We start from the raw sequence: 25,409 nt of genomic DNA, 5'->3' as shown, positions 1-25,409 counted from the left end.
GTCATGATGAACGGTGGCTTATTCGCCTGCGATTACCTTTTCGATACCGCGCATATCGGCGGCGGTGTCTGTGAAGGAGCTCCAGTAGCTGCCGATGATTTTATCGCTGGCGGCCAGGCAGTACAGATCCAGCAGGGCGTCGTGCATGCCCGCCACGGAGTTGCGGTCAATGGTGCGGCTCTGGTTGCTGATGATTTTGCCCGGGAAGCGGCTGCGGAGCAGATCTTCCTCGCTCTGGTCGTCGGTAGCCAGGAAAAATCGGGTTTCCGGGTGGGTCAGAAGCTCCTGCTCCATCAGGGCGATGAACTGATCCGTCGTGCTTTTTCCCATGGAAACCGCATTGTCTGTGCGGCGGATATGGACGCCTACGCAGCGGGGCGCAAAGTCCTTCGTAAAGGCGTCAATCCGCTCCCGGAGCGCGGCGGTGGGAGCGTAAAGGGAGTAATCCTTCGAGGGATAAAAATGCTCCCAGGTGAAGATGTAAACCCGTTTTTTCAGGGTCTGATAGAAGGCGTCATTCAGAGTGCCGTCGGTTTTGTTGTTCAAAATATCCTCATTTCCGAAGCGCTGGGAGGCGGAAAGCTGATAATACAGCTTCCGGGGATCCTTTAAGGAGCGGATATTGATAAGGGTAATGTCCGGCTCGTGAAGGGGCAGGAACAGATCCTCAAAGGTACAGTTCAGCTCCGGATTCAGATACCAGAGAATGATAAGCTTTTCCTTTCTGCGCTTCGCCAGCTCTCTGGCGGAATTTATCACGCGCATCCTATTGCATAAACCACCGGATGGTTGTATTATTAACATAGTATACCCTGCCGTAGCTGCGAACTGATTCCACAGCTGCGGTTACCTTTCCTTTTCTATTGATATCATGCGCATTATAGCATTACAGCGAAATACACACAAGGGAGAACTTATGAAACCACAGAAAATTAAGAATCTGTTTTTAAGACAAAGCTATCAGGACGCCTGGGAGGAGTATGAAAAATCCCTGACCAGGAAGTATTTTATCCACTGGGACTACGTGATTCTGACGGCTTCCAACGAGGAGCAGGCGGACGCCTATCAGGCGCAGATTGACGCCCGGCTGGCGGCGGGACGGCTGCCGGAGGAGACCAGATACCGGGTGCTGCCCGATCCGGACGGACAGCGTGTGGGAAGCGGCGGAGCTACCTTCCATGTGATGAAGTATTTAAGCGAGCAGGGCGAGGACGCGCAGTTTTTCCGGGGCAAGCGGATCCTGGTGATTCATTCCGGTGGAGATTCCAAGCGGGTGCCCCAGTATTCTGCCTGCGGCAAGCTGTTCTCCCCGGTGCCCAGGGAGCTGCCCGACGGACGGCGTTCTACCCTGTTTGACGAGTTTATTGTGGGAATGTCAGGGATGCCCTCCCGGTTTAAGGAAGGTATGCTGGTGCTATCCGGCGATGTGCTGCTGTTGTTCAATCCGCTGCAGATTGATTTTACCTTCCATGGGGCGGCGGCAATCTCCATCAAGGAGGATGTGGAGACCGGTAAGGATCACGGCGTATTTCTGGGGGATGAGAGCGGCTATGTGGCCAATTTCCTCCATAAGCAGAGCGAGGAGCAGCTGCGCAGTCTGGGCGCGGTGAACAGCCAGGGCGCGGTGGATCTGGATACGGGAGCTATCATGCTGGACTGCGATCTTCTGGAAAGCCTGTTTTCCCTGATTGGAGAAAACGGGAAAATCATTCCGGAAAAATACAACCGCTTTGTAAATGAACGGGCACGTATCAGCTTTTACGGGGATTTCCTGTATCCGCTGGCGTCCCGGTCTACCCTGGAACAGTTTTTGAAGGAAAAGCCGGAGGGAGAGTTCTGTCCGGAGCTGCTTGCCTGCCGGAAGGAGATCTGGGAGATGCTGCACCCCTATTCCCTGAAGCTTTTGTGCCTGTCCCCGGCCCAGTTTATCCATTTCGGGACGACCCATGAGCTGCTTGGGCTGGTGACCGAGGAGATTGACAATTACGAATTCCTGGACTGGAAGCGTCAGGTTCTGGGCGTGGAAGAATCGGAAGACGGAAATGCCTGCAGCAACAGCTATATTGAAAAGCATACGAGGATTGCGGAATCCTCTTATATTGAGGACAGCTATATCTACGACGGTACGGAGGTAGGCGAGTCCTGCGTTATTTCTGCGGTGACGCTGCGGGGTGAGCAGGTTCCGGCGAACACGGTGCTGCATGGCCTGAAGCAGAAGGACGGCAGATTCGTAGTGCGCGTCTATGGCGTGCGGGACAATCCGAAGGTGACGCTGGAGGAGGACGGTGCGTTCCTGGGTGGTACGCTTCCGGATTTCCTGGAAAACAGCAGACTTTCGAAGGAGGAACTGTGGGAGCAGGAGGGCGGTAGCCATTATCTCTGGACAGCCAGACTGTATCCGGTCTGCGATACCATAGAGGAAGCCGTGACGGCAGCCATGAGGATCCTGGCCATCGCGGAGGGGCGGGCCGACGGGAGCCAGCTTGCCTGGTATGCGTCCGTGAAGCGCCTGAGCCTCCGGGAAAGCTTTGAGCAGGCTGATGTGAAGGAAATCACCGCATGGCAGGCCAAGCTTGGCACCCAGGTTCGGATTACCCGGTTTCTGCTGGCGCTGGAGGAGCGAAAGAGTATCGAAGAGACCCGGGCCGTTTTCGGCAAGCAGGGCGTGACGGCTTCCCAGGTGGAGAAGCTTCGGAAAATCGCGGAGGAGTCTCCGTTTGGTATCCGCATGCGGATCTATTATTACTTATCGAAAATGACCGCCGGGCAGATCAGCGAGGACCTGGAAAACCAGTGCTTCCGCTACCTCTGCGACAGCTTATACGAGGCCAGTATCGGGAAGACTCCTGCAGAGGAAGCCTATCATATTACCCGGGACGAAGTGACAGTGAAGCTGCCTATCCGCGTAAACTTCGGCGGCGGCTGGTCCGATACGCCGCCCTACTGCAATGAGCACGGCGGTACGGTGCTCAATGCGGCTGCGAAGCTGAACGGAATTCTTCCGGTGGTGGTGACGGTGAAGAAGCTGGATAAGCCCTGTATCGCCCTGGCCAGCACGGATTCCGGCGCTTACGATGAGTTTACAGACGTAAGCGCGCTTCAGAACTGCAGGGATCCCTTTGATACCTATGCCCTTCACAAGGCGGCCCTTCTGGCCTGCGGGATTGTGCCCCTGAACCGGAAAGCCTCCCTGGAGGAGATTCTGGAAAAGCTGGGCGGAGGTCTTTATCTGTCCACTGCTGTCATGGGAATTCCCAGAGGCTCCGGCCTTGGCACCAGCAGTATTCTGTCCGGCGCCTGTGTGAAAGCTATTTTTGAATATATCGGCAAAGAAGTGACCGAAAATGAATTATATACCCATGTGCTCTGTATGGAGCAGCTCATGAGCACCGGAGGCGGCTGGCAGGATCAGGTGGGCGGTCTCACCGATGGAATCAAGCTGGTGACGACCAGACCGGGACTGATGCAGAATATCGAAGTCCAGCATCTTCAGATTCCGGCGGAGGCGCTTCAGGAGCTGAAGGACCGGTTTGTACTGATTTATACGGGGCAGCGCAGGCTTGCCCGGAATCTGCTCCGGGAGGTGGTCGGCGGCTATATCGGTTCCAATCCCAATTCCCTGCAGGTGCTTTATGAGATTCAGCAGGTGGCGGTTCTGATGAAGTTTGAGCTGGAGAAGGGCAATATTGACGGTTTCGCGGAGCTTTTGGAGCGGCACTGGGAGTTGTCCAGACGTCTGGACGGCGGCAGCACCAATACCTGTATCGATCAGATTTTCCTAAGCTGCGAGGATCTATTAGAGGCCCGGATGATCTGCGGCGCCGGCGGAGGCGGCTTCCTGCAGGCTATTCTGAAAAAGGGCTGCACGAAGGAGCAGCTCCGGGAGCGGATCCGCAGCGTGTTCCAGGACAGCGGCGTGGACGTATGGGACTGTGAGTTAGTATAAGGAGTATCATTTTGAAAGTATTACAGATCAATACCATCTGCGGAAGCGGCAGCGTGGGCCGTATCACGGTGGATATCGTACATGCCCTGGAGGAACAGGGAGACGAGGGAATGGTGGCCTTTGGCCGCCGGACCGGGCCGGAGGAAATCCCCACGTATAAATTCGGAACGGACCTGGACATGGGCTTCCATGTGCTTCATACCTTTTTCCGGGGGGAGCACGGCTTTGCTTCTAAAAAGCAGACGGGCAGACTGATAGAAAAGATCAGGGAATACGACCCGGATATCATTCATCTCCACAATATCCACGGCTTTTATCTGGACGTGGAGCAGCTGTTCCGATATCTGAAGCAGGCCGGGAAGCCAGTGGTCTGGACGCTACATGACTGCTGGAGCTTTACGGGACATTGCGCCCATTTTGATTATATCGGCTGTATGAAATGGAAGACGGGCTGCGGAAGCTGCCCCCAGTACCGCAGCGTCTATCCTTATGCTTTGTTTAAGGACAATACAGCCTCTAATTACCGGAGAAAAAAGGAAGCCTTTACCGGCGTGCCCTCCCTGACGGTGGTGACGCCCTCCCGGTGGCTGGCAGGCTACGCAAGAGAGTCTTATCTGGGAGAGTATCCGGTGCAGGTGATTCCCAACGGGATCGCCCTGGATAAATTTCATCCGGTGGATAAGGGACTCCGCAAAAAGCTGGGCTTCGAGGGAAAATACATTCTCCTGGGCGTGGCAAGTATGTGGGAGGAGCGGAAGGGTTATGCTTATTTTGAACAGCTGGCGGATCGGCTGCCCGGTGACTATCAGATTATTTTAATCGGTTTATCGAAGCGGAAGATGAAAAAGCTGCACCCGAAGATTCACGGAGTTATGCGTACCAACAGCATGGAGGAGCTGGCGGAGTACTATTCCATGGCAGACGCCTATGTGAATACCACCCTGGAGGATACCTTCCCCACGACGAATCTGGAGGCTCTGGCCTGCGGAACCCCGGTCATTACCTTTGCCACCGGAGGAAGCGTGGAATCTGTGGACGAAAGCTGCGGCAAGGTGGTTCCCAAGGGGGATACGGAAGCCCTGGAGGCGGCGGTGAAAGCCATGCGATCGGAGCCGGATAAGCGGGAGGCCTGTCTTGCAAAGGCTGCCCACTATGACAAAAACGATCGGTTTCAGGATTATCTGAAGCTGTACGCGAAGCTGTTAGAGGAGTAAAATTATGGAAAATCCAAAGGTTTCGATTATTACGACAACCTATAATGATAAAGAAAATCTGAAAAAAACCATAGCGCAGGTAAAGAACCAGGACTATGATAATATCGAATATGTTATCGTGGACGGCGGTTCTACCGACGGCACCCGGGAAGTGATTGAGGAAGCGGCGGAATATTTCGGGGATCGCCTGGTCTGGATTTCCGAAAAGGATAAGGGAATTTATGACGCAATCAATAAGGGAATCCGTCTGTCCACCGGAGATATCCTGGGCTGCTGCTTCGATCAATACGCAGGGCCGGACGTGATCAGCAAGATGGTGGCGATTATGGAGCAGGAAGGAACCGACGGCGTACACGGCGACCTCTACTATATGGAGGGGGACAAGGTGGTGCGTTGGTGGCACCAGGGACAGGGAAAGATCCGGTTTGGCTGGATGCCCGGACACCCTACCCTGTATCTGAAAAAGGACGTTTATGACAAATATGGCTTCTACAAGACCGACTACCGGATTTCCGCCGATTATGAGTTCATGATCCGGATTTTAAAGGACAATCAGGTGAAGCTGTCCTATCTGCCGGAGGTGCTGATTTACATGGCCCACGGAGGCACCAGCACGAACAGCCTGGGGGCTTATCTGGCCGGCATGAAGGAGGGACACCGGGCGCTTCGTGAGAATGGGGTGCGGTGCGCCTGGTTCACAGATTTATGCAGAACCCTAAGAGTGCTTGCGCAGTTCGTAAAAAAGATGTAAAATGTGACATACACTAAGGCATGCGAACGTGCAAACAGAAACAGGCGCGTCGTGCTGGCACGTAAGCGACAGTTTCTGTTTGTACGTTCATAGGGCGCAGCCCGCCAGCGAGATGAAGCGAAGCGACAAGGTGAGCTCGAAGAGCGAGAAAGTGCCCTGGGGCAAATTGAGCTGCATGCCTGGACGACTTAAAAGGAGACACACCGATGAAATGTCTGGTTATTATCCCAGCGTACAATGAGGAAGAGAACATTGCGCGCGTGGTGGAAAACCTGAAAAATAATTATCCCATGTATGATTACGTGGTGGTCAACGACGGTTCCACAGACAGCACGGCGAAGATTTGCCGGAAGCATGGCTACGAGCTGCTGGATCTGCCGGTGAACCTGGGACTGGCCGGAGCCTTTCAGACAGGTCTGAAATACGCCTATCGGAAGGGCTACGATTACGCGATCCAGTTTGACGCGGACGGACAGCACCGTCCCGAATACATTGCCCCCATGCTGGAGAAGATCCGTGAGGGCTATGATATTGTCATTGCGTCCCGGTTTGTGGACAAGAAAAAGCCCCATACCTTACGGATGCTGGGCAGCAACATGATCTCCGCAGCCATGAAGCTGACCACCGGAAGACGGGTAAAGGATCCGACCTCCGGTATGCGGATGTTCAACAAGAAGATGATTGCGGAATTCGCCCTGAATCTGAATTACGGGCCGGAGCCGGATACGGTATCCTATCTGTTAAAGCAGGGGGCAACCATTGCTGAGGTACAGGCCGAGATGGACGAGCGTATCGCGGGCGAAAGCTACCTGAATATGACAAAATCCATGATGTATATGCTCCGGATGCTGCTGTCGATTCTGTTTATCCAGAACTTCCGGAAGCGCAGGGAGGTGAAGGTCTCATGACATCGGTATTCCGTATCGTGCTGATTGTGGTATCTCTGCTCAGCACCTATTATATTCTGAAAAAAATACGTCAGTCTAAGCTGCAGATCGAATACGCGATCTTCTGGATTATCTTTGCGGGAGTGCTGGTGCTCATCAGCCTGTTCCCCTGGCTGGTGACTCTGTTCACCAGACTGCTGGGAATGCAGCTTCCGGTAAACTTTGTATTTATGGTCTTTATCTTTATCCTGCTTCTGAAGCTGTTTATGATGACCATCGAGCTGTCCACACTGGAAAATAAAGTAAAGGATCTGACCCAGGAACTGGCTCTGGAGGAAAAAGAGCGGGCAGACGAGCTGAAAGAGCAAAAGAAGGGAGAGTAACGGTGGAAACGATCTATCGGATTGCAGACACATTATGGAAGCGGTTCTGTAAGTGGCTGGGAGAAGAAAAAAATCAGGAGCGGTTCATCGTGGGCTGCTTCATCATCAGCCTTCTTCCCTTGATTGCATTGAGCTTTTACAATCACCCGGCCATGGACGATTTCAATTACGGAGTCCTGACCCGTCACGCCCTGACGGAGCATAAGGGACTGGCGGTGATACCGGCGGTACTGGGCGCCGCGGTACAGCGGGCGAAGAATCTCTGGTATTCCTGGCAGGGTACCTATACCTTCAGTATCCTGGCGGCCCTGCGGCCCTCGGTTATCACAGAGAAGCTGACCTTTATCCAGACCTTTATCCTGCTGGGTGTTTTTGCCGCGGGCTTTCTCTATTTCTCTAAAGTCATGCTGCACCGGATTCTGGGCTTGTCCAGAGCAGTGGCTGTGATTACGGCCTGCGTGGTGATGACCCTGTGTATCCAGTATGTGCCCTTTGGCGTGGAAGCCTTTTACTGGTGGAACGGAAGCGTCGGTTATACCGGTCTGTTTTCTGTGCTGCTGGCGTTTATGGGCCTTCTGGCCGACGCCCTTCATAAAAAGCAGATTAGCGGAAAGCGGATGGCGGGGCTGATTCTGCTGGAGATTCTGCTGGCAGGCGGCATGTACCCCAATGCGCTTCTGACCGGCATTGTGCTGTTTTTCGTAATGCTGGACGTACTGGCAGGAAAGAAATACAGCAAAACCATGAAGCTTCAGGGAACGGCGCTGTTCCTGGTTTTCCTTCCGGCCTTCGGCCTGAGCTTTATCGCTCCGGGCAATGCCAGAAGACAGGCTTATTTCCAGCACCGGACGCCTTTTGAGGCTATCTACAAGTCCTATACCAAATCCCTGGACTATATGTTTAACGAGGCCACCAATGTGGTGATTGTACTGGTGATTCTCGCTTTGTTTTTGTATATGATCTGGAAGCTGAAGGACAGCAGCTTTTCCTTCCGCTGTCCCTTCCTGTTTACCCTGGTCAGCTACAGCATGGTAGTGGTTATGTGGGTGCCGGGCATCTATGCGGTGCGGTTTATCTCAGGCGGCCGTTATTTCAATATCCTGTATTACGGCGTGATTCTCTTTTACGCGGCCAACGCCGTCTACTACGCGGGCTGGCTGCGGAGGCAGTGTGAAAAATGCGGGGAGGAGGTCATGGGACTGCTGACCAAGGCGGCTCCGGCCATGCTGGGCGTTGTGGCGGTAGGCTGCGTCGTGCTTGGAATGTGGAAAATCAATATCGTGACCAATCTGGAGGAGATTACCTCCGCCACCGCGCTGAAATCGATTGTATACGGGGAAGCAAAGGTGTATCATGAAGAGATCAGGGCAAGAGAGAAGCTCTACAACGATCCGACAGTAAAGGACGTGGTGGTGGACGAGGTGACCTACCGTCCCGAGCTTCTGTATTACGGAACCCTGACCACAGACCCCAACGATGGAAGAAATCTTGCCATGTGCGAGTATTATGATAAAGATTCTATGGTAAAATACGATCCGGAGGGCGACGGAGATTCCGGCGGCGAGGATACGGAAGAAACAGATGCAACAGAAGCTGAATCAGCGGAATAGGAGAAGAAAATGAAAAAGATTATTGTAACAGGATGCAACGGACAGCTGGGACGGGCAGTCAATCAGCAGTATGCGGGAAGCACAGAGTATGAGCTGGTCAATACGGACGTGGCAGAGCTTGACATCACAAGGGTAGACAAGGTGCTGGAGCTGGCAAGAGAGGTAAAGCCTTATGCCATCATCAACTGCGCGGCTTACACCAATGTAGATAAGTGCGAGGTGGAGCAGGATCTGGCTTATAAGATCAATGCCATCGGAGCCCGCAACCTGGCCATCGCAGCCGCAGATACCGGCGCGAAGCTCATGCATATCTCTACGGATTATGTATTTCCGGGAAATGTGTCAGATCACCCGCTGACCGAGTTTGATCCGGTAAGCCCCAAGAGTATGTACGGCGCGACCAAGCTGGCAGGCGAGAACTTTGTGCGTGATTTCGCAAATCAGTACTTCATTATCCGTACCGCATGGCTGTACGGGGACGGCCATAACTTTGCCAAGACGATGCTGAAGCTGGCCGAGACCAACGATAAGATTGGCGTTGTCATGGATCAGGTAGGTACGCCCACCAGTGCAGTAGAGCTGGCAAAGGCTATCAAGTATCTGCTTCCCACAGACAATTACGGCCTGTTCCACGGTACCTGCGAGGGAGATACCAACTGGGCGGAATTCGCCGCTACAGTACTGCGTCTGGCAGGCAGCAAGACAGAGATTGAGCCGATTACCTCCGAGGAATACAAGCGCCGCTTCCCGGCGTCCGCCGACAGACCGGCTTATTCCATCCTGGAAAACTATATGCTGAAGCTGACCACAGACTTTTCCTTCGCCTCCTGGCAGGACGCCATCGAGGTATACATGAAAGAGCTGCTGGCAAAATAAAGAAAACGTGTGAAGCGTTACGGACGAAAAGGAGAACTTCCGATGACAGGAAATGATATTTTATATCTGGTAATCCCCTGCTACAACGAGGAGGCTGTGCTGCATGAGACCGCGAAGCAGCTTCTGGAGAAAATGAATTCCATGTTTGACCGGGGTATGATTTCCAGAGAAAGTAAAATCATGTTTGTGAATGACGGATCCAGAGATAAGACCTGGGAGATTATACAGGAGCTGCATGAGTCGAACCCCATCTACTCCGGCGTAAAGCTGTCCCGGAATAAGGGCCATCAGAACGCCCTGCTGGCAGGCCTGATGACCGCAAAGGAGAAGGCGGATATGACTATCTCCCTGGATGCGGATCTGCAGGACGATGTGGACGTCATCGACAAGATGGTGGAGAAGTATTACGAGGGAAACGACGTGGTATACGGCGTGCGCAGCGCCCGGGATACGGACACCTTCTTTAAGAAATTTACGGCAGAGGGCTTTTATAAAATCATGCAGGCCATGGGCGTGGAGATCGTATTCAACCATGCGGATTACCGTCTTATGAGCAAGCGCGCCCTGGAGGGATTGTCCGAGTTCCGTGAGGTGAATCTGTTCCTGCGGGGAATTGTGCCGCTGATCGGATATAAGTCGGATATCGTTACCTACGAGCGTCATGAGCGTTTTGCGGGCGAATCCAAATATCCGCTGAAGAAGATGCTGGCTTTCGCTACGGACGGCATTACCTCCTTCAGTATCAAGCCTATCCGTATGATTACCACCTGCGGTTTCCTGATTTTTGCCATCAGTATTTTGATGCTGCTGTATTTCCTGGTGGTGCATTTCATGGGAAGAACCGTACATGGCTGGACCAGTACCATTGTGTCCATCTGGGCCATCGGCGGCCTGCAGCTTCTGGCTATTGGTATTGTAGGCGAATACATCGGAAAGATTTACCTGGAGACCAAGGCGCGTCCCAAGTATATCATTGAGACTGTATTGAATAAATAGGAGATTTTTATGAACAGCTTTTTGAAAAAGCGGGGGCTTAGCCGGCTGGATCTGTTCTATCTGGCAGCCATGACGCTGATTGGCTTGGGTATCCGCGTGATTCTCCGTGTGGTAATCACCGACGACTGGCTGATGTACTGGGATCCGTGGATTTCTGATATTAAGGAAATGGGCTTTTCCTACCTGGCCACGGACCGCTATGATTATACACCGACCTTTATCTATATCCTTTGGGTGATCAGTAAGCTGCCCATCAATCCCATGACGGCCTACAAGGGTCTTCACTGTGTATTGGATTTTGTGGCGGCAGCCATTCTGGGAAAGATGATTGGGAAGGTGACGGGAAGCAAAAGGAAGGGCGTTCTGTCCTACGGCCTGTTTCTCATTGTGCCCACAGTCTGGGCCAACAGCGCGCTCTGGGCTCAGTGCGATATTATATTCATGACCTTTCTGCTGCTGTGCTTTTACTTCCTGTTTGAGGAACGGCCCTGCCTTGCCCTGTTTTTCTATGGGCTGGCCTTTGTGTTTAAGCTCCAGTCCCTGTTTATTTTCCCGTTCCTGGTGATCCTCTGGGTAAATAAAAGGGTGGATTTGAAGCATTTTCTGTGGATTCCGGCACTGTACTTTCTGAGCATTGTGCCGGCCTGGATCGCGGGACGGCCGCTTCTGGATCTGATCAACATCTATATGGCCCAGGGGGCCCAGGACGTGTGGTCCCTGTCCATCAAATGGCCGAACATCTACCAGATCATCGGAAATCAGTTCTTCCTGCTGGAATATGCTTCCGCAGGCACCTGGCTGATTCTGGGCATCCTGATGGTGCTTTTGTTTGCCATGGCGCAGAAGCGTTACCGGATCAGCAATGAATTTATCGTGCAGATGGCTCTGTTTTTCGCGATTCTGACGCCCTGGTTCCTGCCCCATATGCATGAGCGGTATGGCTGTGTGGCGGATATTCTGGCGATCATCTATGCGATGATGAACCGGAAACGGTTTTATGTGCCGCTGGTGCAGCTTCTGGTGTCCTTCAATTCCTATATGGCTTATCTGGGCCATCTGGGATCGGACGAGCCTACGATTTACTACGGCGTGTGGGCTTTCGTGGAGCTTATCCTTCTGATCCGGGTGGGATTGGATATCTGGCACTATATGCAGAACCCGGAGCATCAGCTTCCTTTGGAGGAAGAGAGTTATAAGAAGAAGGAGGCCGCGTGATGGACGATTTCCTGAGAAATTTCATTTCTAAAAAATGGAATGTAAAAGGCGTGACCTTTACCTTCCTGGACCTGCTTCTGGCGGTATGCATTACCGGAACGGGTCTGGCCCTGCGTTCCACGGTGATTGCCTGGACGCCCACCAATGCCTGGAAACTCTGCGCCATCGTGCTGGAGTTTGCGCTGGCGATTCTGTGCGGCGCGATTGTGCACAGCTATACGGGAAACCGGCTGCGGGCGTTCCTGACCTATGCGATTCTGGTGATTTATCCCACGGTGGTGGCGAATGGATCCCTGTGGAATATCAACGGTATCTATTATGTGATTCTGTTTTTCTTAGGGTTATATCTCTACAGCCGGGGAAATGCGGTACTGGGAACCGGAAGCATTCTGGCGGGCTTGCTGATCGCGGTGTTCCGCATCCGTTCCTGGTGGATGGCGCTTGCTGTGGCTTATCCGGTATCTTTGAGCCGCGGCTGGCCGAATTTTTATGAGATCATCGGAAAGACCGTCTTTGTGGAGCTGTATGATAAGGTATCCCTTCTGATTCTGGCCGGACTGATTTTGACGGGAATCTACTGGTTTGCGGATAAGAGGGTGAAGCTTACAAGGGATCTGGTGCTTCGTCTCTTCCTGTTTGCGGCGATTCTGGTTCCCTATTTCGCGCCTTATATGCCGGCCTGGGCCGGATATACGGCAGATGTGGCGGCGCTGATCTATATGATGCGCTGGCCGGAGCGGTTTTATCTGCCCATGCTGCACCTGATCGTGTCCTACAGCGCCTATGCCTGCGCCATCAACGGCGAAACAAAGCTTCCCATGGTGGTATTTTCCGTACTTCTGCTGGGTATGCTTACGAATGTGGGCGTGGATCTCTATCGGGCGGCGGTAAAAGGCGAGTAAGTTCCCTTTATAGGAGAATGTGAATGGTTTCAAATATCATGCTGACCCTGGTATTTTTAGCTGGCGTGGCGGCGGTCTACTACCTGGTTCCGAGACGGTTCCGGCAGTGGCTGCTGCTTCTGGCCAGTATCCTTTTTTATGTGAGCGCGGGCCCCTGGATGCTGGTACTGTCCGGTGGAAGCGCGCTCTGGAGCTTCTATACCGGGGTGAAAATCGAACAGGCGGAGACAAAAGAAAAAAAGAAGGTCTGGCTGCGGGCGGGAATCCTGCCGGTACTGGGCGTTCTTTTTGTGTATAAATACTTCAATTTTTTCCTGGAGTCCATCGGTTCCCTGCTGGCGCTGGCAGGCATGAAAGGCAGTACGCCGGTTCTGGTGCTGGCGGTTCCGCTGGGAATCTCCTACTATACCTTTAAAATGATAAGTTATCTGGCAGATATTTATCAGGGAAAGCGGAAGGCGGAGCGGGGGCTGGAGGGCTGCGGAGCCTATCTGACCTATATTCTGTTCTTTCCGCAGATTCTGTCGGGCCCTATCGAGAGGTCAGAGCATTTTCTGGAGCAGCTCCATGAAGGGCCGGTGTACCGGCCGGAGCTTTTTTCTGTGGGCCTGCAGCGGATCGTGCTGGGACTTTTTAAGAAGCTCGTGATTGCTAACCGGCTGGCAGGCTATGTGGACGCAGTCTTTGGGGCGCCGGAGAGTTATCCGGGGTTGGCCTGTGTGATGGCGGCCTTCTTTTATTCCTTCCAGCTTTACTGTGATTTTTCCGGATATTCGGATATTGCCATCGGTATGGCAAACGTGCTGGGAATCCACAGCGTCAAGAATTTTGACTGTCCCTATTTTTCCCGGGGAATCAAGGAATTCTGGGGAAGATGGCATATCTCCCTGTCCGGGTGGCTGCGGGACTATATCTATATCCCCCTGGGCGGCAGTCGGGTAAATCCTCTGCGACACCGGTTCAATGTGCTGGCCACCTTCCTGGTCAGCGGCCTGTGGCATGGAGCCAGCTGGAGCTTTATCCTCTGGGGCGGAATTCATGGCCTGTGGAATATAGTGAGCACGAAGAAAGAGGAGCAGGTGAATTTGGCACACCGGGTATGGCAAACTCTCGTCACCTTCTGTGGCGTGACTCTTGCCTGGGTCTTTTTCCGGGCAGAGAGCCTTGGAAGGGCGCTGGAGTTTCTGAAGCATGCAGTCACCGGCTTTTCCCTGTCCTATGGGGAGATTCAGAATTCCATTCTTCCCTTCACCGGGGATAACACCTGCGCGGCCTATTTTCTTACCGCCTGTGGTTTCCTGTTCCTGCTGTTCCTTTATGAGAGAGGACAGGTGTATGGGAAGAAGAGAGGCGAGATGGTGCTGAGCAGTCCCTGGCTTGCAGTCATGACGGTAAGTGTGGTGCTGTTCGGGGTGTTTGGAGCGTCGGGATTTCTGTATGCGAATTTTTAAAAGGAATCATGTATTTATGAAACGAGTATTAAAGACGGTCATAGCAGCTTTCGTAATAGCGCTGGCCCTGATTTTGGCAAAAAATGAATATGCCCGCCTTCTCCCGGCTTCCACCTATGGCATGCAGGCGGCCATCCGGAAAGAATGTGTGGACAATCTTTTCATCGGTTCCTCCATGTTCCGGCAGGGCCTGGATATCGATATGCTGGAGGAAAAACTGCCCGGCAGCAGCTATATCCTGTCCTACAATGGCAACCAGCCGGCGCTGATGGCTATGGAACTCCAGTATATGTTGGAAAATGGTCTGGAGATCCGGAACCTCTACATCGATCTCTATCCATATACGGCGGCTGCAGATCCCTGGATCAGCGATACGAAGATTCTATTGGATACGGATCTGAAGTTTAAGGCAAAGGCCTGGAAGCTGATGAAGGGAAGCGGCGCAGGCCTTGGAGATTTCTATGAGTTTTTTGTGACGGCCAACAATGAGCAGCTTCTGACTTATCCGATCAACAACCGACTGGTGTCCTCCCAGTTCCGGGACGGCGGAAGCCTGATCCGTCAGCCGGGCAAGACAAGAGAAGAACTCTATGCCCTGGGAACTCTGGGAAGCCGGGAGGGCGTGAACCGGGCCCAGGCAGAGGGCTATGGGAGAATTGCAGCGCTGGCGGAGGAATACGGGCTGAATCTCTGGTTTCTGGAGACGCCCAAGTACGAGCGGATGTACGCGGACGAGGATTATCAGAAACTGTACGGGGAGACCCTTTCCCTTGTGGAGGAGCTGCAGAGAGGCTGGACCGGAGACGGAGATTTTCTAATTCTCTGTGCGGAGGAGTTGGATTTTGATACCTCGGAGGCAGGGTGCTATCAGGATCTGATTCACCTGTCGGCGGAGGGACGGGAAACCTATACAAAGCTGCTCTGCGACAGGCTGAGGAGAATGGAGGAAGAAACTTGAAGAAACTGGATTATATCGACGGACTGAAGGGAATCGGCGCGCTGATGGTATTCTTCTGTCATTTTGTGTTCGCCTTTTATTACGCGGCCTACAGCCTGACGGAGGACGCAGTGAATACGGCCAGTGGGATCGAGATCGCCATCGGAAAGACTCCGCTCAATCTGATCTACAGCGGCAATTCCGCGGTCTGCTTATTTCTGGTGTTCAGCGGCTTTGTGCTCTGCCTGTCCTATTTTGGCACAGGGGACAAGCAGCGTCTGAAGACCTCGGCCTGGAAGCGGTATTTCCGGCTGATGCCCATGATTCTCATCAGCAATACGTTGATTTTCGCGCTGATGAGCCTTGGTCTGTACCGGAATGAAGAGGTGGCAGTCCTGACCAAATCCACAGTCTGGTTTGCGGGCTTCAACCAGTTTCAGCCGGATTTCCTGCAGATGCTGGGAGAAAGTCTGGCAGGCTGCTTTCTCTTCGGAACAAACAATTATAACGGCGTGCTCTGGACCATTCCCTATCTGTTCTCCGGCGCGCTGGTGGTCTATCTGGCCGCTTATCTGGTGGGCGACAATCCCTTCCGGTATGTGGTCTATGCCGTGATGCTTCTGGTATCCCTGAAGACGGATGTGTATTTTGCGGGTATCTTCCTGGGCTTTGCGGCCTCGGACTTTTTCTGCGCCCGGAAGAAGGGCATGGAGCTGTGGCAGCGGTTCTGGCTTCTGCCGTTGGGAAGCTTTGTGCTGGGCGTGTACCTGCTGTCCTATCCCTCGATCGGTTCTGCTATGGGTGGGACAATCTACGGGGTATTGCCCCCGGCCTTTACGACCCTTTACCATCTGGCAGGCGCGGCGCTTACTCTGGCAGGCGTGCTGGGGCTGCCGGGACTGAAACGTTTCTTTGGAGCAAGGCCCTTCCGGTTTCTGGGAAAGGTGTCATACTCTCTGTATCTCTTACATTTCCCGGTGATTGCCACCTTTTCCTGCTGGCTATTCTTAAGCCTTTATGGAAAAATGAGCTACGGGCTTCTGGTGGGACTGGATTTTATCTGTACCCTGGGACTGGTGCTGGTGCTTTCCGCCTTAAGTGAGCGGTATCTGGAGCCGGTGAGCTGCTGGCTGATTCAGAAAATCTCCGGGCTTGCGGGACGGAAAAAGGAACTGAGGTGATGGGAGAGATGGAAAAGAAAAGAATTGCGTGGCTGGACGCGGTGAAGGCCATCGGCATTCTGGTGGTGCTGCTGGTGCACACGGGCCGTTCCTTTGGAGCAGTCAGCTTCTACGGCGGTATGTTTTATATGCCTGTCTTTTTTATTACGGCAGGTATGACCTTTTCCTATCAGCCGGAGCAGGCCTTCGGAGACTTTTTAAAGAAAAAGGCGAAGCGGCTGCTGGTACCCTATTTTGCTTATAACCTGTTCCTGCTGGCATTTTTCTGGCTGAGAGGACAGGCGGATCTCCACGCTGCCCTGGGAATCTTATATTCCCGCAACTGTCTGATGTCTGCGGATTCTGCTACAAATGTGTATTTTATGCAGATTTTGAACGCCCCCACCTGGTTCCTGACCTGTATGTTTGTAAGCTACGGACTGTTCTGGATGCTGATGCGGGTGGCCGGAGGCGATTCCCGGAAGGCCTTTGTGGGAAATGGCGTCTATCTGCTGATTGCCATTGCCCTTCATTATCTGAGCCCGGTGCTGCTGCCCTGGAGCATTGACTGTGCCTTTTACGCGGTGTCCTTTCTGGTGCTTGGAAAGCTGGCGGCGGTCCAGGACTGGGTGGGAAAGCTGCTCCGGAAGCCCTGGTATCTGCTCCTGCTGGCGGCGGCCTTTGTCCTGACGGCTCGTCTTAACGGCAGCGTCAATATGTCTGTCGGAGATTATGGCCGCAGCATGGCTCTGTATCTTTTTGTGGGAACGGCCGGTTCACTGCTGGTGATGGTGCTTTGCAGCGCCCTGTACAGGACAAAGTATACAGCGTGGCTTCAGAAACCGTTAGATTTTATCGGTCGTCATACGCTGCCGATACTGTGTCTGCATCTGTTTGTGTATTCGGTGATTGGGACAGTGCTTGCAATGTTGGGTGTGGCGCTGTAAGATAGTATTGTAAATGGAGGTATTAGTATGAACTATCATGTAAATGAACATATAAAAAACACCGTCCGTGTATTCCCCATGCAGAACCGCTATGGAATGCACCGCTATGATATGAACGAAAACCCGGAGGGACTGCCGAAGGAATTTGTGGACTCTGTGCTGAAGGAGATTACGCCGGAATTCCTTTCTATTTATCCTGAGCCGGATCGGTTCCTGAAGAAATACGCGAAATTCATCGGGGCTTCCTATGAAAATGTCCTGACCACCAACGGCTCTGACATGGCTATCCGATACCTTCTGGAGACCTTTGGCGAGGGGGGAAAAGAGGTCGTTACGGTCGCGCCGTCCTTTGAGATGTACTGGGTCAACTGCTGTATTCTGGGATATAAGCATGTGCCGGTGGCTTACGAGCCGGATATGACCATCAAAATCGAGCATATCCTGAACGCCATCAACGACAATACCCGCATTGTAGTGCTGTTGAATCCGAACAACCCAGTGGGAAATGTGTATACAGAGGAAGAGCTGCAGCAGGTGATTGACCGGGCAAAACAGGTGGGAGCGATTGTCATCATCGACGAGGCGTATCATTATTTTTATCCCAATACGTTTATTGAGCATGCTCTGCAGGACGGGAATGTGGTGGTTCTCAGAACCTTCTCCAAGCTGTTCTCCATTGCGGCCTGCCGTCTGGGCGTCATCGTCAGCAGTCCGGAGATCATTCATTATGTGAAGAATGCCCGTCTGACCTTCGACGCCAACGCCATTGCCCTATTGTTCGCGGAGCGGATTCTTGATCATCCGGAGCTGGTGGAGGAGCTGATTCGCATTGAAAAAGAAGGAAAGGCCTATACACTGGAGGAGCTTCGGAAAAAGGGCTATGAATGCCGGGACTGCCGCGGCAACTTCATTTTCGTAAAGCCCCGTCACGACGCAAAGGAGATCACAGAGCGGCTGGAGAAGGAAAAGCAGGTGCTGGTGCATGCTTACGGAAATGAGCTTCTGAAGGAGTATATCCGGGTGTCTGTGGGCTCAAAGAAAGCCATGCAGATATTCCTGGACGCCTTTTTTGAGGTGGACGCTGAGTAACAGGGGGATTTTATGACGAAAGTTATCACATACGGAACCTATGATTTGCTGCATTACGGCCATATCCGTCTGCTGGAGCGGGCTAAGGCCCTGGGAGATTATCTGATCGTGGGCGTGACCGCGGAGGATTTCGACAAGACCCGCGGAAAAATCAATGTGCAGCAGTCCCTGATGGAGCGTATCGAAGGCGTGCGGGCTACGGGCCTGGCGGACGAGATCATCATTGAGGAATACGAGGGGCAGAAGATAGACGATATCCGCCGGTATCATGTGGATATCTTTGCCATTGGTTCCGACTGGCGTGGAAAATTTGATTATCTGAACGAATATTGTAAAGTAGTTTACCTTGACCGGACGGAAGGAGTATCCAGTACAAAGCTCCGTTCCGAGAAGCACGCCATCCGTCTGGGCCTGGTGGGGGAGGCCTCCGACCTGAAAAAGTTCCGGAAGGAAAGCAGCTTCGTCAACGGAGCGGTGATTTCCGGGGTCTGCACAGATGAGGAAAAGGAATTCCAGAAGCTTCTGGAGCAGTCGGACGCCATGTATATCCTGTCGCACCCGGACGTACATTATCAGCAGATTAAGACAGCTCTGGAGGCCGGTAAGCATGTGCTCTGCGAGTCGCCCATTGCGCTTTCCGTGCGGGAGTGTGAGGAGCTGTTTGCGCTGGCGAAGGAAAAGAAATGTGTCCTGATGGAAGCCATCAAGACCGCTTATTCCACCGCTTATTACCGCTTACTTCTGCTGGCCAAGAGCGGGCGGATTGGGAAGGTGGTGTCGGTGGACGCAGCCTGCACCCGCCTGGAGGAGGAAGGAAGCGTCTATCCCGGCCAGTTTAACCGAAGCTGGGGCAGCCTCTGCGACTGGGGGCCGACGGCGCTTCTTCCAGTATTTCAGCTGCTGGGAACCGACTACAGGGAGAAGCAGATTATCACCCATTATGCGGACGGGGCGAAAACCTACGACGCGTTTTCCCGGGTGAATTTTGTATACAGGGATGCCATGGCCTCTATCCAGGTAGGAAAGGGGATCAAATCAGAGGGCGATCTGGTGGTCTCCGGCACGGAAGGGTATATCTATGTGCCGGCTCCCTGGTGGAAAACAGACTATTTTGAGATCCGCTACGAAAACCCCGCCAACAACAAGCGGTATTTCTATCAGCTGGATGGCGAGGGCATCCGCTATGAGATTGTGGCGTTCTTAAAGTCCATCGAGGACGGACGGGACAATTCCTACGTGGACCGGGAGGTTTCGAAGGCCATTGCCGGGACAGTGGAGGATTTTTATCAGAAAAAAGATGTGAGAGAAATCTGAGATAAGGAGAGGGACAGCGGCGTCCAAAAACACTGCTGTCTCTTTTATTGTAAAAGAATATATAATCGTGAAAATGTTAAAAAACAAACAAAATAAAGGAAAATAATGGGACTGCCATAATTCGAAATGAAAAAATAATAACAAATGTTATTGACATAACAAACATAGAATGATATATTAGGGGTGTAGCTAATGAAGCCATATTGAAATACATCAATATAGGAAAAAGATGAAATTTAGGAGGATTTAGGATGTTAACAGTCAATGAATTTGCAAAACATTTGGATTTAGCTTATCTCGCACCGAATCTGCAGGAAAAGGATATTATCGAGGCATGTGACATTGCGAAGAAGTATCATGTAAATGCAGTAAATGTAAATTCCTGCTGGGCTGAGCTGGTTGCAAAGGAATTAAAGGGAACAGACGTTGGACCAAGTGCTGTTATCGGTTTTCCTTATGGTGCAATGTCAACAAAATCTAAGCTGTTTGAGCTTCAGGAAATGGTAGATCTCGGATGTACAGCATGCGACATGGTAATCAACATCGGAAAGGTAAAAGATGGAGATTGGGATTATGTTCGCAATGAAGTAAGCGAGTTCGTAAGAATCTGCGGCGAGGGCTGCGATACAAAGCTGATTTTCGAGGTTGGTTTCCTTTCTGACGAGGAGATTGCAAAGCTGACACAGATTTGCTGCGAGTGTGGCGTTACTTATGTAAAGACAGCTACAGGCTCCCAGGCATTCCCGACCGAGCATCAGGTTCGCGTTATGAAGGCAAATCTGTCTGGAAATACAAAGATTAAGGTTTCCGGAGTACCGAGAACATTTACCATGGCAGCTGCATTATATATGTTCGAGCATCTTGGAGTAAGCCTTTGCGGAACAAGAAGCGCTGGAAGACTGGTACAGGAATACATGGATTATTTAAAGGAATTAGAAGAGAAATAATTGGAGGGTGTTATGCAGTCAGTAAATTATAGCCTGGCGTCTCTTGTAGGCGGAGACATTCAGATTGTATCTAAGGATGAAAGCTACGTAAGAAGAGCGCTTCATTTAAATATCGGCCTGGAGGAGTACAAATTCCTTATAGAGCGTGTGAAATTTATCAGCGCAAGCGACAGATTCAAGGATGTTATTGATTTATTCAAGGTTCCGGAAGGAGAGACTCCGGCGGGATTCGAGATTAAATATAACATGAAAGAGAATCAGGTTCTGGAAATCGACCTGGTAAGAAACATTTCTTATGATAAGAACGGTAAGAAGAGACCGACCAAGTTTATCTACTCTGCAGATACGGCAAATCCGTACGAGGTAGAGCCGATTAAAAACCTGATTGGTAACCTGACCTGTAATCCGGGAATTATCTATGACCTGTTCATCAACAACCCGGAGGCAAATGTTGGAAAGAAGTTTAAGACTCGTGACGAGGTTATGGGCGAGATTTGCAACATCCTTGGACCGGGCTGTGATATCAGTGTTGAGCTGAACAATCCGTTTGCTGATTTCAGCGAGATTCTGGAAGAGGCAGAGCATTTCAGAGAGATGTTCTCCGATTACCGTATGGTTATCAAGGTACCGCACACAGGCCCTGTAAATGCAAACAATGTAGGCGACCTGCTTGTAGGCGACAAGAAGCTCTCCACCCGTTGGAACCAGGCTGCAACCGCAGATTACCTGTATGGACATAACCTTGCTCTGAAATTAAAGGAGCACGGATTCCGTGTAAACTATACTCTGATGTTTGAGCCGTGGCAGACAGGTATGGCTCTGCAGGCAAAACCGTACTTCATCAACAGCTTTGTACGTCAGCGTTTCGGCGTTACTACTTACATCAACGGAATGCTTACAGCATACCAGAAGACCTTTGATGATCGGTTCCTGACTGGCCTGAGAGACTTCATGATTCAGTGGGATATTCTTTCCAAGGACGATAAGAATGTTGACTTACGTCTGGTAGAGAAGATTGCAAGAGAGACAGTTGAGTACAGAAAGATTAATGAAAGAGAAGGATTTGACGGCATGGACGGCGTAAGACATAACCTGAGAATGCTTCGCAATTCAAATCTGGAAGATACAAGACTGATTATCTGCAGCATCGAGGGATCCAGAATGTACCCCGAGCTTGACAAGCTGATGACAGAGCCTGAGTTCCAGGATATGACAGACAGAATTGTTATTACAACAGAACCGAGCTACTTGGCACAGAATACATCCGCTCCGCAGATTATTACATATCAGAGAAGATTTATGAATGCCGCAAATGGTGCAAAATAAAGGGTGCAAAAAGGCGCCGTTGTAAAAATACGGCGCCTTTCCTTTGAAAAATGGCGGGCGACAGATGAATAAAAATCGATTTCTGATATTTGCGTTGTATGTTGGGCTGCAATCTTTTTTGCTCCAGGTTGTTGACCAGCTTATCGGTACACATCTTACTCCCGGCGGACACAGCGGCTTTGTGTTTATTGCGTTTCAGGGATGGGCGCTTTATTTCCTCCTTGGCAGTAACATAAAGGGAGCTGTAAAGGGATTTTGCGGATATGTATTGGGAATTTTATTTGCAATTATTATGATGGGGTTATCAGGGATATTTGCAGGAGCAGGAATGTGGGCAGCTCCAATCGTGGCGTTGATTGTAGTACCGTTTATGATGTATTTCGAATTCGCACCCTGGTGCATCAGCAATGTGGCGGTATTTTTTGTGGGTGCGGGGGCTTTTTTTGGAATTGCGAATTATGTGGAAGGCGTAACCATACCGGGGGCGGCAGGAATTGTTCTGCTGTATTGCGCGTTGGGCCTGGCAAGCGGCTGGATGAGCATACTGTTCAGGATATGGCTGGAACATAAGCCTTCAGCAGAGAAAATGTAACGGAGGTACTTCGCGGTAATGAGTAAATTAGATAAACTCACAAAGTTAAATGATATCTGCCTGTATGTAAAGGATTTCCAGGGGGCGCTTAAATTTTACACCGAAAAATTCGGATTTAAGGTAAAAAGACTTCAGCCGGATCCGGAGCATGCGAATTACGCAGAATTTGAATTCCATGGGACAGGCGTAACGCTTTGGGAAAAAAAGGGCGTCTGCGATGTAATCGATCATAAGTATATCGATGGAGACGGACATCACTTTATGATCGCTGTAAAGGTTCCGGAGCTTCAGGACGTGGATGATATCGCGGAGGAGCTGATTGGAAACGGCGTGAATTGTATTAAAGAACCGACCACTTATGGATTTGGTTCAAGAGCAGCATACTTCCAGGATTTTGAAAAAAATATATGGGAAGTATTTGCATGGGAGGAAGGCAACGGCCCGGGCCTTTTATAAAGAATAAGGGTTTATTTGTTTCTTGCATGGCGTAAGGAGGAAAGTATGGCAAAATTTACAATCATCGTGTTGGACAGCGTGGGAGTTGGCGAACAGCCGGATGCTGCGGAGTTTGGTGATGTTGGTACCAATACATTAAAGCATGTGGATGAGTTCCGGAAGGGACTGAACATGCCGAACATGAAGGAACTGGGAATGTTCAATATCCCGGGTACAGGACTTAAGGGAGTCCCGAATCCGAAGGGCTGCTACGGAAAGGCAAGAGAACAGGCAAAGGCGAAGGACACAACAAATGGTCATTTCGAAATTGCCGGTCTGGTTGTAGAAAAGCCGTATAAAGTGTTTGGAGATTCTTTCCCGCCCAGAATTATTCAGGAACTGGAACGAAGGATTGGAACAAAGGTTATTGGTAACTATCCTGCCTCCGGTACAGAGATTATCAAGGTTCTGGGAGACGAACATGTAAAGACCGGTTATCCGATTGTATATCTTTCAGCAGACAGCTTAATGCAGATTGCTATGCACGAAAGCGTTATTCCGCTGGAGAGACAGTATGAGATATGCCGGATTGCGAGAGAGCTGATGAGCGGGGATGATACGGTCAGCCGGATTATCTGCCGTCCGTTTACAGGCGAAAGCGGAAATTATTACCGGACAGAGAACCGTAAGGATTTCTCAGTGGATCCGCCTGGATATACAGTGCTCGATATGTTAAGTGAAAAAGGAAAAGACGTCATCGGCGTAGGAAAAATTGAGGATATTTTCAATAAAAGAGGACTGACTCAAATCAATCATACAAAGAATAACCGAGAGGGAATTCAGGCAACTCTGGATTATCTGAAGAGTGATTTTGATGGGCTTCTGTTTGTAAATCTGGTAGATTTTGATATGCTTTACGGACATAGAAATAATCCGGAAGGCTACGCCGAGGCGCTGGAATATTTTGATTCCTTTGTTCCACAGATGAAGGAATTGCTGGGTGACGATGATATTCTTTTGATTACGGCTGATCATGGATGTGATCCGACCACGCCGGGAACCGATCATACGAGAGAATATATTCCGATTGTAGCTTATGGTAAAAATCTGAAAGAGGGCGTGGATCTGGGAGTAAGAAACACTTTTTCTGATATTGCGGCAACGGTTGCAGACTATTTCGGATATCAGTTCCCGACAGGAACTTCTTTCTTAAAAGAAATGGAAAGGTGAGAATGATATGGACAGTTTTGAATTTATGTCTCCGACAAAGTTTATCCTGTGTAAGGATGCAGACAAGCTTTGCGGACAGGAAGTAAAGAAAATTTCAGATAACGTTCTGTTTGTGCATTATGGAGATGGTTTCACCTATAAATCAGGACTTCACGGCAGAATCGTGGACGCTTTAAAAGAGGCAGGCGTAGAGTGCTTCGAGCTGCCGGGCGTAGAGCCGAATCCGAAGGTAAGCCTGGTAAGAGAGGGTATCCGGATTTGTAAGGAAAACAATATCGGTTGTGTTCTGGCAGCAGGCGGCGGAAGCGTTATTGATACGGCGAAGGCAGTTGCAATCGGAACAAAGTATGATGGCGATGTATGGGATTTCTACAGCAAGAAGGCTGTTCCGACAGAGGCGCTTCCGATCGGTGTAGTTATGACATTGCCGGCAACAGGAAGTGAAGGAAGCAACGGAAGTGTTCTGAAGAATGCGGAAACCGGAGAAAGCGCGGATGTAATGGGAGACTGCTTAAGAGCAACCTTTACCCTGATGAATCCGGAGCTGACACTGACAATTCCCAAGCGTCAGACAGTGTTCGGAATTGTGGATATGTTCTCCCATGTAATGGAAAGATATTTTTCCAGCTCAAAGGATGTAAATCTGACAGATTATATGTGTGAAGGCGTAATGAAGTCCATTCTGGTAAATGCCCGTACACTGATGAACGATCTGAATGATTACAATGCGAGAGCAGAGCTTATGTGGACCTCCATTGTTGCGCATAACGGACTTCTGGCAACAGGAAGAAATCAGGATTGGGCAACCCACACCATGGGTGCACAGCTGAGCGCACAGTATAATGCAGTACATGGTTCCACACTTTCTGTACTGTTCCCGTGCTGGGCAGAGTATGTTTACAAAGAGAACCTTCCGAGATTTGTACAGTTTGCAAACAGAGTATTTGATGTAGATATTGATTTCTATGATCAGGAAAAGACAGCTCTGGAAGGAATTAAGAGACTTCGTGAATTCTTCCAGTCCATGGGCGCACCGACCACATTGAAGGAAATCGGAGTAGAAAACGACGAGAACTTCCGTAAAATGGCAGAGGATGCATGCCGGTTCGGAAATATTGGCGGACTCAAGGTTCTGAACGCAGATGATGTAGAGGCAATTTACAGAATGGCTCAGTAGGAATGGAAAATAAGACAGTGAAAT

At 51.0% G+C, this 25,409-nt stretch carries 23 protein-coding genes; 22 read left to right on the top strand and 1 reads right to left on the bottom strand.

Annotated features, from left to right (window positions below; translation table 11 throughout):
* Positions 1-18: 18 nt before the first annotated feature.
* Positions 19-765, bottom strand: a complete 747-nt coding sequence (locus ACTNCH_RS02550; RefSeq protein WP_441015057.1) for a hypothetical protein — start codon at positions 763-765, stop codon at positions 19-21.
* 151 nt (positions 766-916) lie between these two features.
* On the opposite strand from ACTNCH_RS02550, the gene ACTNCH_RS02545 reads away from it, so the two are divergent.
* From ACTNCH_RS02545 to ACTNCH_RS02440, 22 genes are all read left to right on the top strand, one after another.
* Positions 917-3,946: a fucose pyrophosphorylase domain-containing protein gene (locus ACTNCH_RS02545; RefSeq protein ID WP_441015059.1), complete on the top strand. Its 3,030-nt coding sequence runs from the start codon at positions 917-919 to the stop codon at positions 3,944-3,946.
* A gap of 11 nt (positions 3,947-3,957) precedes the next feature.
* Positions 3,958-5,160, top strand: coding sequence for a glycosyltransferase (locus ACTNCH_RS02540; protein ID WP_441015061.1), 1,203 nt, complete (start codon positions 3,958-3,960; stop codon positions 5,158-5,160).
* Between the two features lie 4 nt (positions 5,161-5,164).
* Positions 5,165-5,911 carry a glycosyltransferase family 2 protein gene (locus ACTNCH_RS02535; protein ID WP_441015063.1) on the top strand — a complete coding sequence of 249 codons (747 nt, stop codon included), beginning with the start codon at positions 5,165-5,167 and terminating at the stop codon, positions 5,909-5,911.
* A 206-nt stretch (positions 5,912-6,117) separates the two neighbouring features.
* Complete coding sequence (locus ACTNCH_RS02530) at positions 6,118-6,819, top strand: glycosyltransferase family 2 protein (RefSeq protein ID WP_441015065.1); 702 nt, start codon at positions 6,118-6,120, stop codon at positions 6,817-6,819.
* The gene (locus ACTNCH_RS02525) at positions 6,816-7,181 is read left to right on the top strand and encodes a DUF2304 domain-containing protein (protein ID WP_441015067.1); all 366 of its coding nucleotides are present in this window, start codon (positions 6,816-6,818) and stop codon (positions 7,179-7,181) included. The genes ACTNCH_RS02530 and ACTNCH_RS02525 overlap by 4 nt, the downstream gene beginning before the upstream one ends.
* Positions 7,182-7,183: 2 nt before the next feature.
* A complete protein-coding gene (locus ACTNCH_RS02520) occupies positions 7,184-8,791 on the top strand; it encodes a DUF6056 family protein (protein WP_441015069.1) in 1,608 nt (535 codons plus the stop codon).
* A 9-nt stretch (positions 8,792-8,800) separates the two neighbouring features.
* Entirely contained in the window at positions 8,801-9,667 is an 867-nt protein-coding gene (gene rfbD / locus ACTNCH_RS02515; protein WP_441015071.1) for a dTDP-4-dehydrorhamnose reductase, read from the top strand.
* 42 nt (positions 9,668-9,709) lie between these two features.
* Positions 9,710-10,663 (top strand): glycosyltransferase family 2 protein, encoded by a 954-nt coding sequence (locus ACTNCH_RS02510; RefSeq protein ID WP_441015073.1) that lies wholly within the window; start codon positions 9,710-9,712, stop codon positions 10,661-10,663.
* Between the two features lie 9 nt (positions 10,664-10,672).
* Positions 10,673-11,878: a hypothetical protein gene (locus ACTNCH_RS02505; protein WP_441015075.1), complete on the top strand. Its 1,206-nt coding sequence runs from the start codon at positions 10,673-10,675 to the stop codon at positions 11,876-11,878.
* Positions 11,878-12,780 carry a hypothetical protein gene (locus ACTNCH_RS02500; protein WP_441015077.1) on the top strand — a complete coding sequence of 301 codons (903 nt, stop codon included), beginning with the start codon at positions 11,878-11,880 and terminating at the stop codon, positions 12,778-12,780. The genes ACTNCH_RS02505 and ACTNCH_RS02500 overlap by 1 nt, the downstream gene beginning before the upstream one ends.
* 23 nt (positions 12,781-12,803) lie before the next feature.
* Entirely contained in the window at positions 12,804-14,231 is a 1,428-nt protein-coding gene (locus ACTNCH_RS02495; RefSeq protein WP_441015079.1) for an MBOAT family O-acyltransferase, read from the top strand.
* A 16-nt stretch (positions 14,232-14,247) separates the two neighbouring features.
* Positions 14,248-15,189, top strand: coding sequence for a hypothetical protein (locus ACTNCH_RS02490; protein ID WP_441015081.1), 942 nt, complete (start codon positions 14,248-14,250; stop codon positions 15,187-15,189).
* Complete coding sequence (locus ACTNCH_RS02485) at positions 15,186-16,349, top strand: acyltransferase family protein (protein WP_441015083.1); 1,164 nt, start codon at positions 15,186-15,188, stop codon at positions 16,347-16,349. Before ACTNCH_RS02490 ends, ACTNCH_RS02485 begins: the two co-directional genes overlap by 4 nt.
* Before the next feature lie 8 nt (positions 16,350-16,357).
* Positions 16,358-17,275: an acyltransferase family protein gene (locus ACTNCH_RS02480; protein WP_441015085.1), complete on the top strand. Its 918-nt coding sequence runs from the start codon at positions 16,358-16,360 to the stop codon at positions 17,273-17,275.
* Between the two features lie 27 nt (positions 17,276-17,302).
* Positions 17,303-18,364, top strand: a complete 1,062-nt coding sequence (locus ACTNCH_RS02475) for a pyridoxal phosphate-dependent aminotransferase (protein WP_441015087.1) — start codon at positions 17,303-17,305, stop codon at positions 18,362-18,364.
* A 12-nt stretch (positions 18,365-18,376) separates the two neighbouring features.
* Positions 18,377-19,678, top strand: a complete 1,302-nt coding sequence (locus ACTNCH_RS02470; protein ID WP_441015089.1) for a Gfo/Idh/MocA family oxidoreductase — start codon at positions 18,377-18,379, stop codon at positions 19,676-19,678.
* 251 nt (positions 19,679-19,929) lie between these two features.
* Positions 19,930-20,625: a deoxyribose-phosphate aldolase gene (gene deoC, locus ACTNCH_RS02465; protein WP_441015091.1), complete on the top strand. Its 696-nt coding sequence runs from the start codon at positions 19,930-19,932 to the stop codon at positions 20,623-20,625.
* A gap of 12 nt (positions 20,626-20,637) precedes the next feature.
* On the top strand, positions 20,638-21,951 hold the full coding sequence (locus ACTNCH_RS02460) for a transaldolase family protein (RefSeq protein WP_441015093.1): 1,314 nt from the start codon (positions 20,638-20,640) through the stop codon (positions 21,949-21,951).
* A 64-nt stretch (positions 21,952-22,015) separates the two neighbouring features.
* Entirely contained in the window at positions 22,016-22,543 is a 528-nt protein-coding gene (locus ACTNCH_RS02455) for a DUF1097 domain-containing protein (protein ID WP_441015095.1), read from the top strand.
* Positions 22,544-22,561: 18 nt separating this feature from the next.
* Complete coding sequence (locus tag ACTNCH_RS02450) at positions 22,562-22,999, top strand: VOC family protein (RefSeq protein WP_441015097.1); 438 nt, start codon at positions 22,562-22,564, stop codon at positions 22,997-22,999.
* Between the two features lie 45 nt (positions 23,000-23,044).
* Complete coding sequence (locus ACTNCH_RS02445) at positions 23,045-24,208, top strand: phosphopentomutase (RefSeq protein ID WP_441015099.1); 1,164 nt, start codon at positions 23,045-23,047, stop codon at positions 24,206-24,208.
* Between the two features lie 7 nt (positions 24,209-24,215).
* A complete protein-coding gene (locus tag ACTNCH_RS02440; protein WP_441015101.1) occupies positions 24,216-25,385 on the top strand; it encodes an iron-containing alcohol dehydrogenase in 1,170 nt (389 codons plus the stop codon).
* The last annotated feature ends 24 nt before the right edge of the window (positions 25,386-25,409 follow it).

This window comes from Candidatus Merdisoma sp. HCP28S3_D10 (genome assembly GCF_052065835.1).
Classification (GTDB): domain Bacteria; phylum Bacillota; class Clostridia; order Lachnospirales; family Lachnospiraceae; genus Laedolimicola.
This window is presented reverse-complemented; position numbering and strand designations above follow the sequence as displayed.

Coding starts and splice junctions, on each gene's coding strand:
- ACTNCH_RS02550 (WP_441015057.1), bottom strand. CDS start 765: ATGCGCGTGATAAATTCCGCCAGAGAGCTGGCGAAGCGCAGAAAGGAA.
- ACTNCH_RS02545 (WP_441015059.1), top strand. CDS start 917: ATGAAACCACAGAAAATTAAGAATCTGTTTTTAAGACAAAGCTATCAG.
- ACTNCH_RS02535 (WP_441015063.1), top strand. CDS start 5,165: ATGGAAAATCCAAAGGTTTCGATTATTACGACAACCTATAATGATAAA.
- ACTNCH_RS02530 (WP_441015065.1), top strand. CDS start 6,118: ATGAAATGTCTGGTTATTATCCCAGCGTACAATGAGGAAGAGAACATT.
- ACTNCH_RS02525 (WP_441015067.1), top strand. CDS start 6,816: ATGACATCGGTATTCCGTATCGTGCTGATTGTGGTATCTCTGCTCAGC.
- rfbD (WP_441015071.1), top strand. CDS start 8,801: ATGAAAAAGATTATTGTAACAGGATGCAACGGACAGCTGGGACGGGCA.
- ACTNCH_RS02510 (WP_441015073.1), top strand. CDS start 9,710: ATGACAGGAAATGATATTTTATATCTGGTAATCCCCTGCTACAACGAG.
- ACTNCH_RS02505 (WP_441015075.1), top strand. CDS start 10,673: ATGAACAGCTTTTTGAAAAAGCGGGGGCTTAGCCGGCTGGATCTGTTC.
- ACTNCH_RS02500 (WP_441015077.1), top strand. CDS start 11,878: ATGGACGATTTCCTGAGAAATTTCATTTCTAAAAAATGGAATGTAAAA.
- ACTNCH_RS02495 (WP_441015079.1), top strand. CDS start 12,804: ATGGTTTCAAATATCATGCTGACCCTGGTATTTTTAGCTGGCGTGGCG.
- ACTNCH_RS02490 (WP_441015081.1), top strand. CDS start 14,248: ATGAAACGAGTATTAAAGACGGTCATAGCAGCTTTCGTAATAGCGCTG.
- ACTNCH_RS02480 (WP_441015085.1), top strand. CDS start 16,358: ATGGAAAAGAAAAGAATTGCGTGGCTGGACGCGGTGAAGGCCATCGGC.
- ACTNCH_RS02475 (WP_441015087.1), top strand. CDS start 17,303: ATGAACTATCATGTAAATGAACATATAAAAAACACCGTCCGTGTATTC.
- ACTNCH_RS02470 (WP_441015089.1), top strand. CDS start 18,377: ATGACGAAAGTTATCACATACGGAACCTATGATTTGCTGCATTACGGC.
- deoC (WP_441015091.1), top strand. CDS start 19,930: ATGTTAACAGTCAATGAATTTGCAAAACATTTGGATTTAGCTTATCTC.
- ACTNCH_RS02460 (WP_441015093.1), top strand. CDS start 20,638: ATGCAGTCAGTAAATTATAGCCTGGCGTCTCTTGTAGGCGGAGACATT.
- ACTNCH_RS02455 (WP_441015095.1), top strand. CDS start 22,016: ATGAATAAAAATCGATTTCTGATATTTGCGTTGTATGTTGGGCTGCAA.
- ACTNCH_RS02450 (WP_441015097.1), top strand. CDS start 22,562: ATGAGTAAATTAGATAAACTCACAAAGTTAAATGATATCTGCCTGTAT.
- ACTNCH_RS02445 (WP_441015099.1), top strand. CDS start 23,045: ATGGCAAAATTTACAATCATCGTGTTGGACAGCGTGGGAGTTGGCGAA.
- ACTNCH_RS02440 (WP_441015101.1), top strand. CDS start 24,216: ATGGACAGTTTTGAATTTATGTCTCCGACAAAGTTTATCCTGTGTAAG.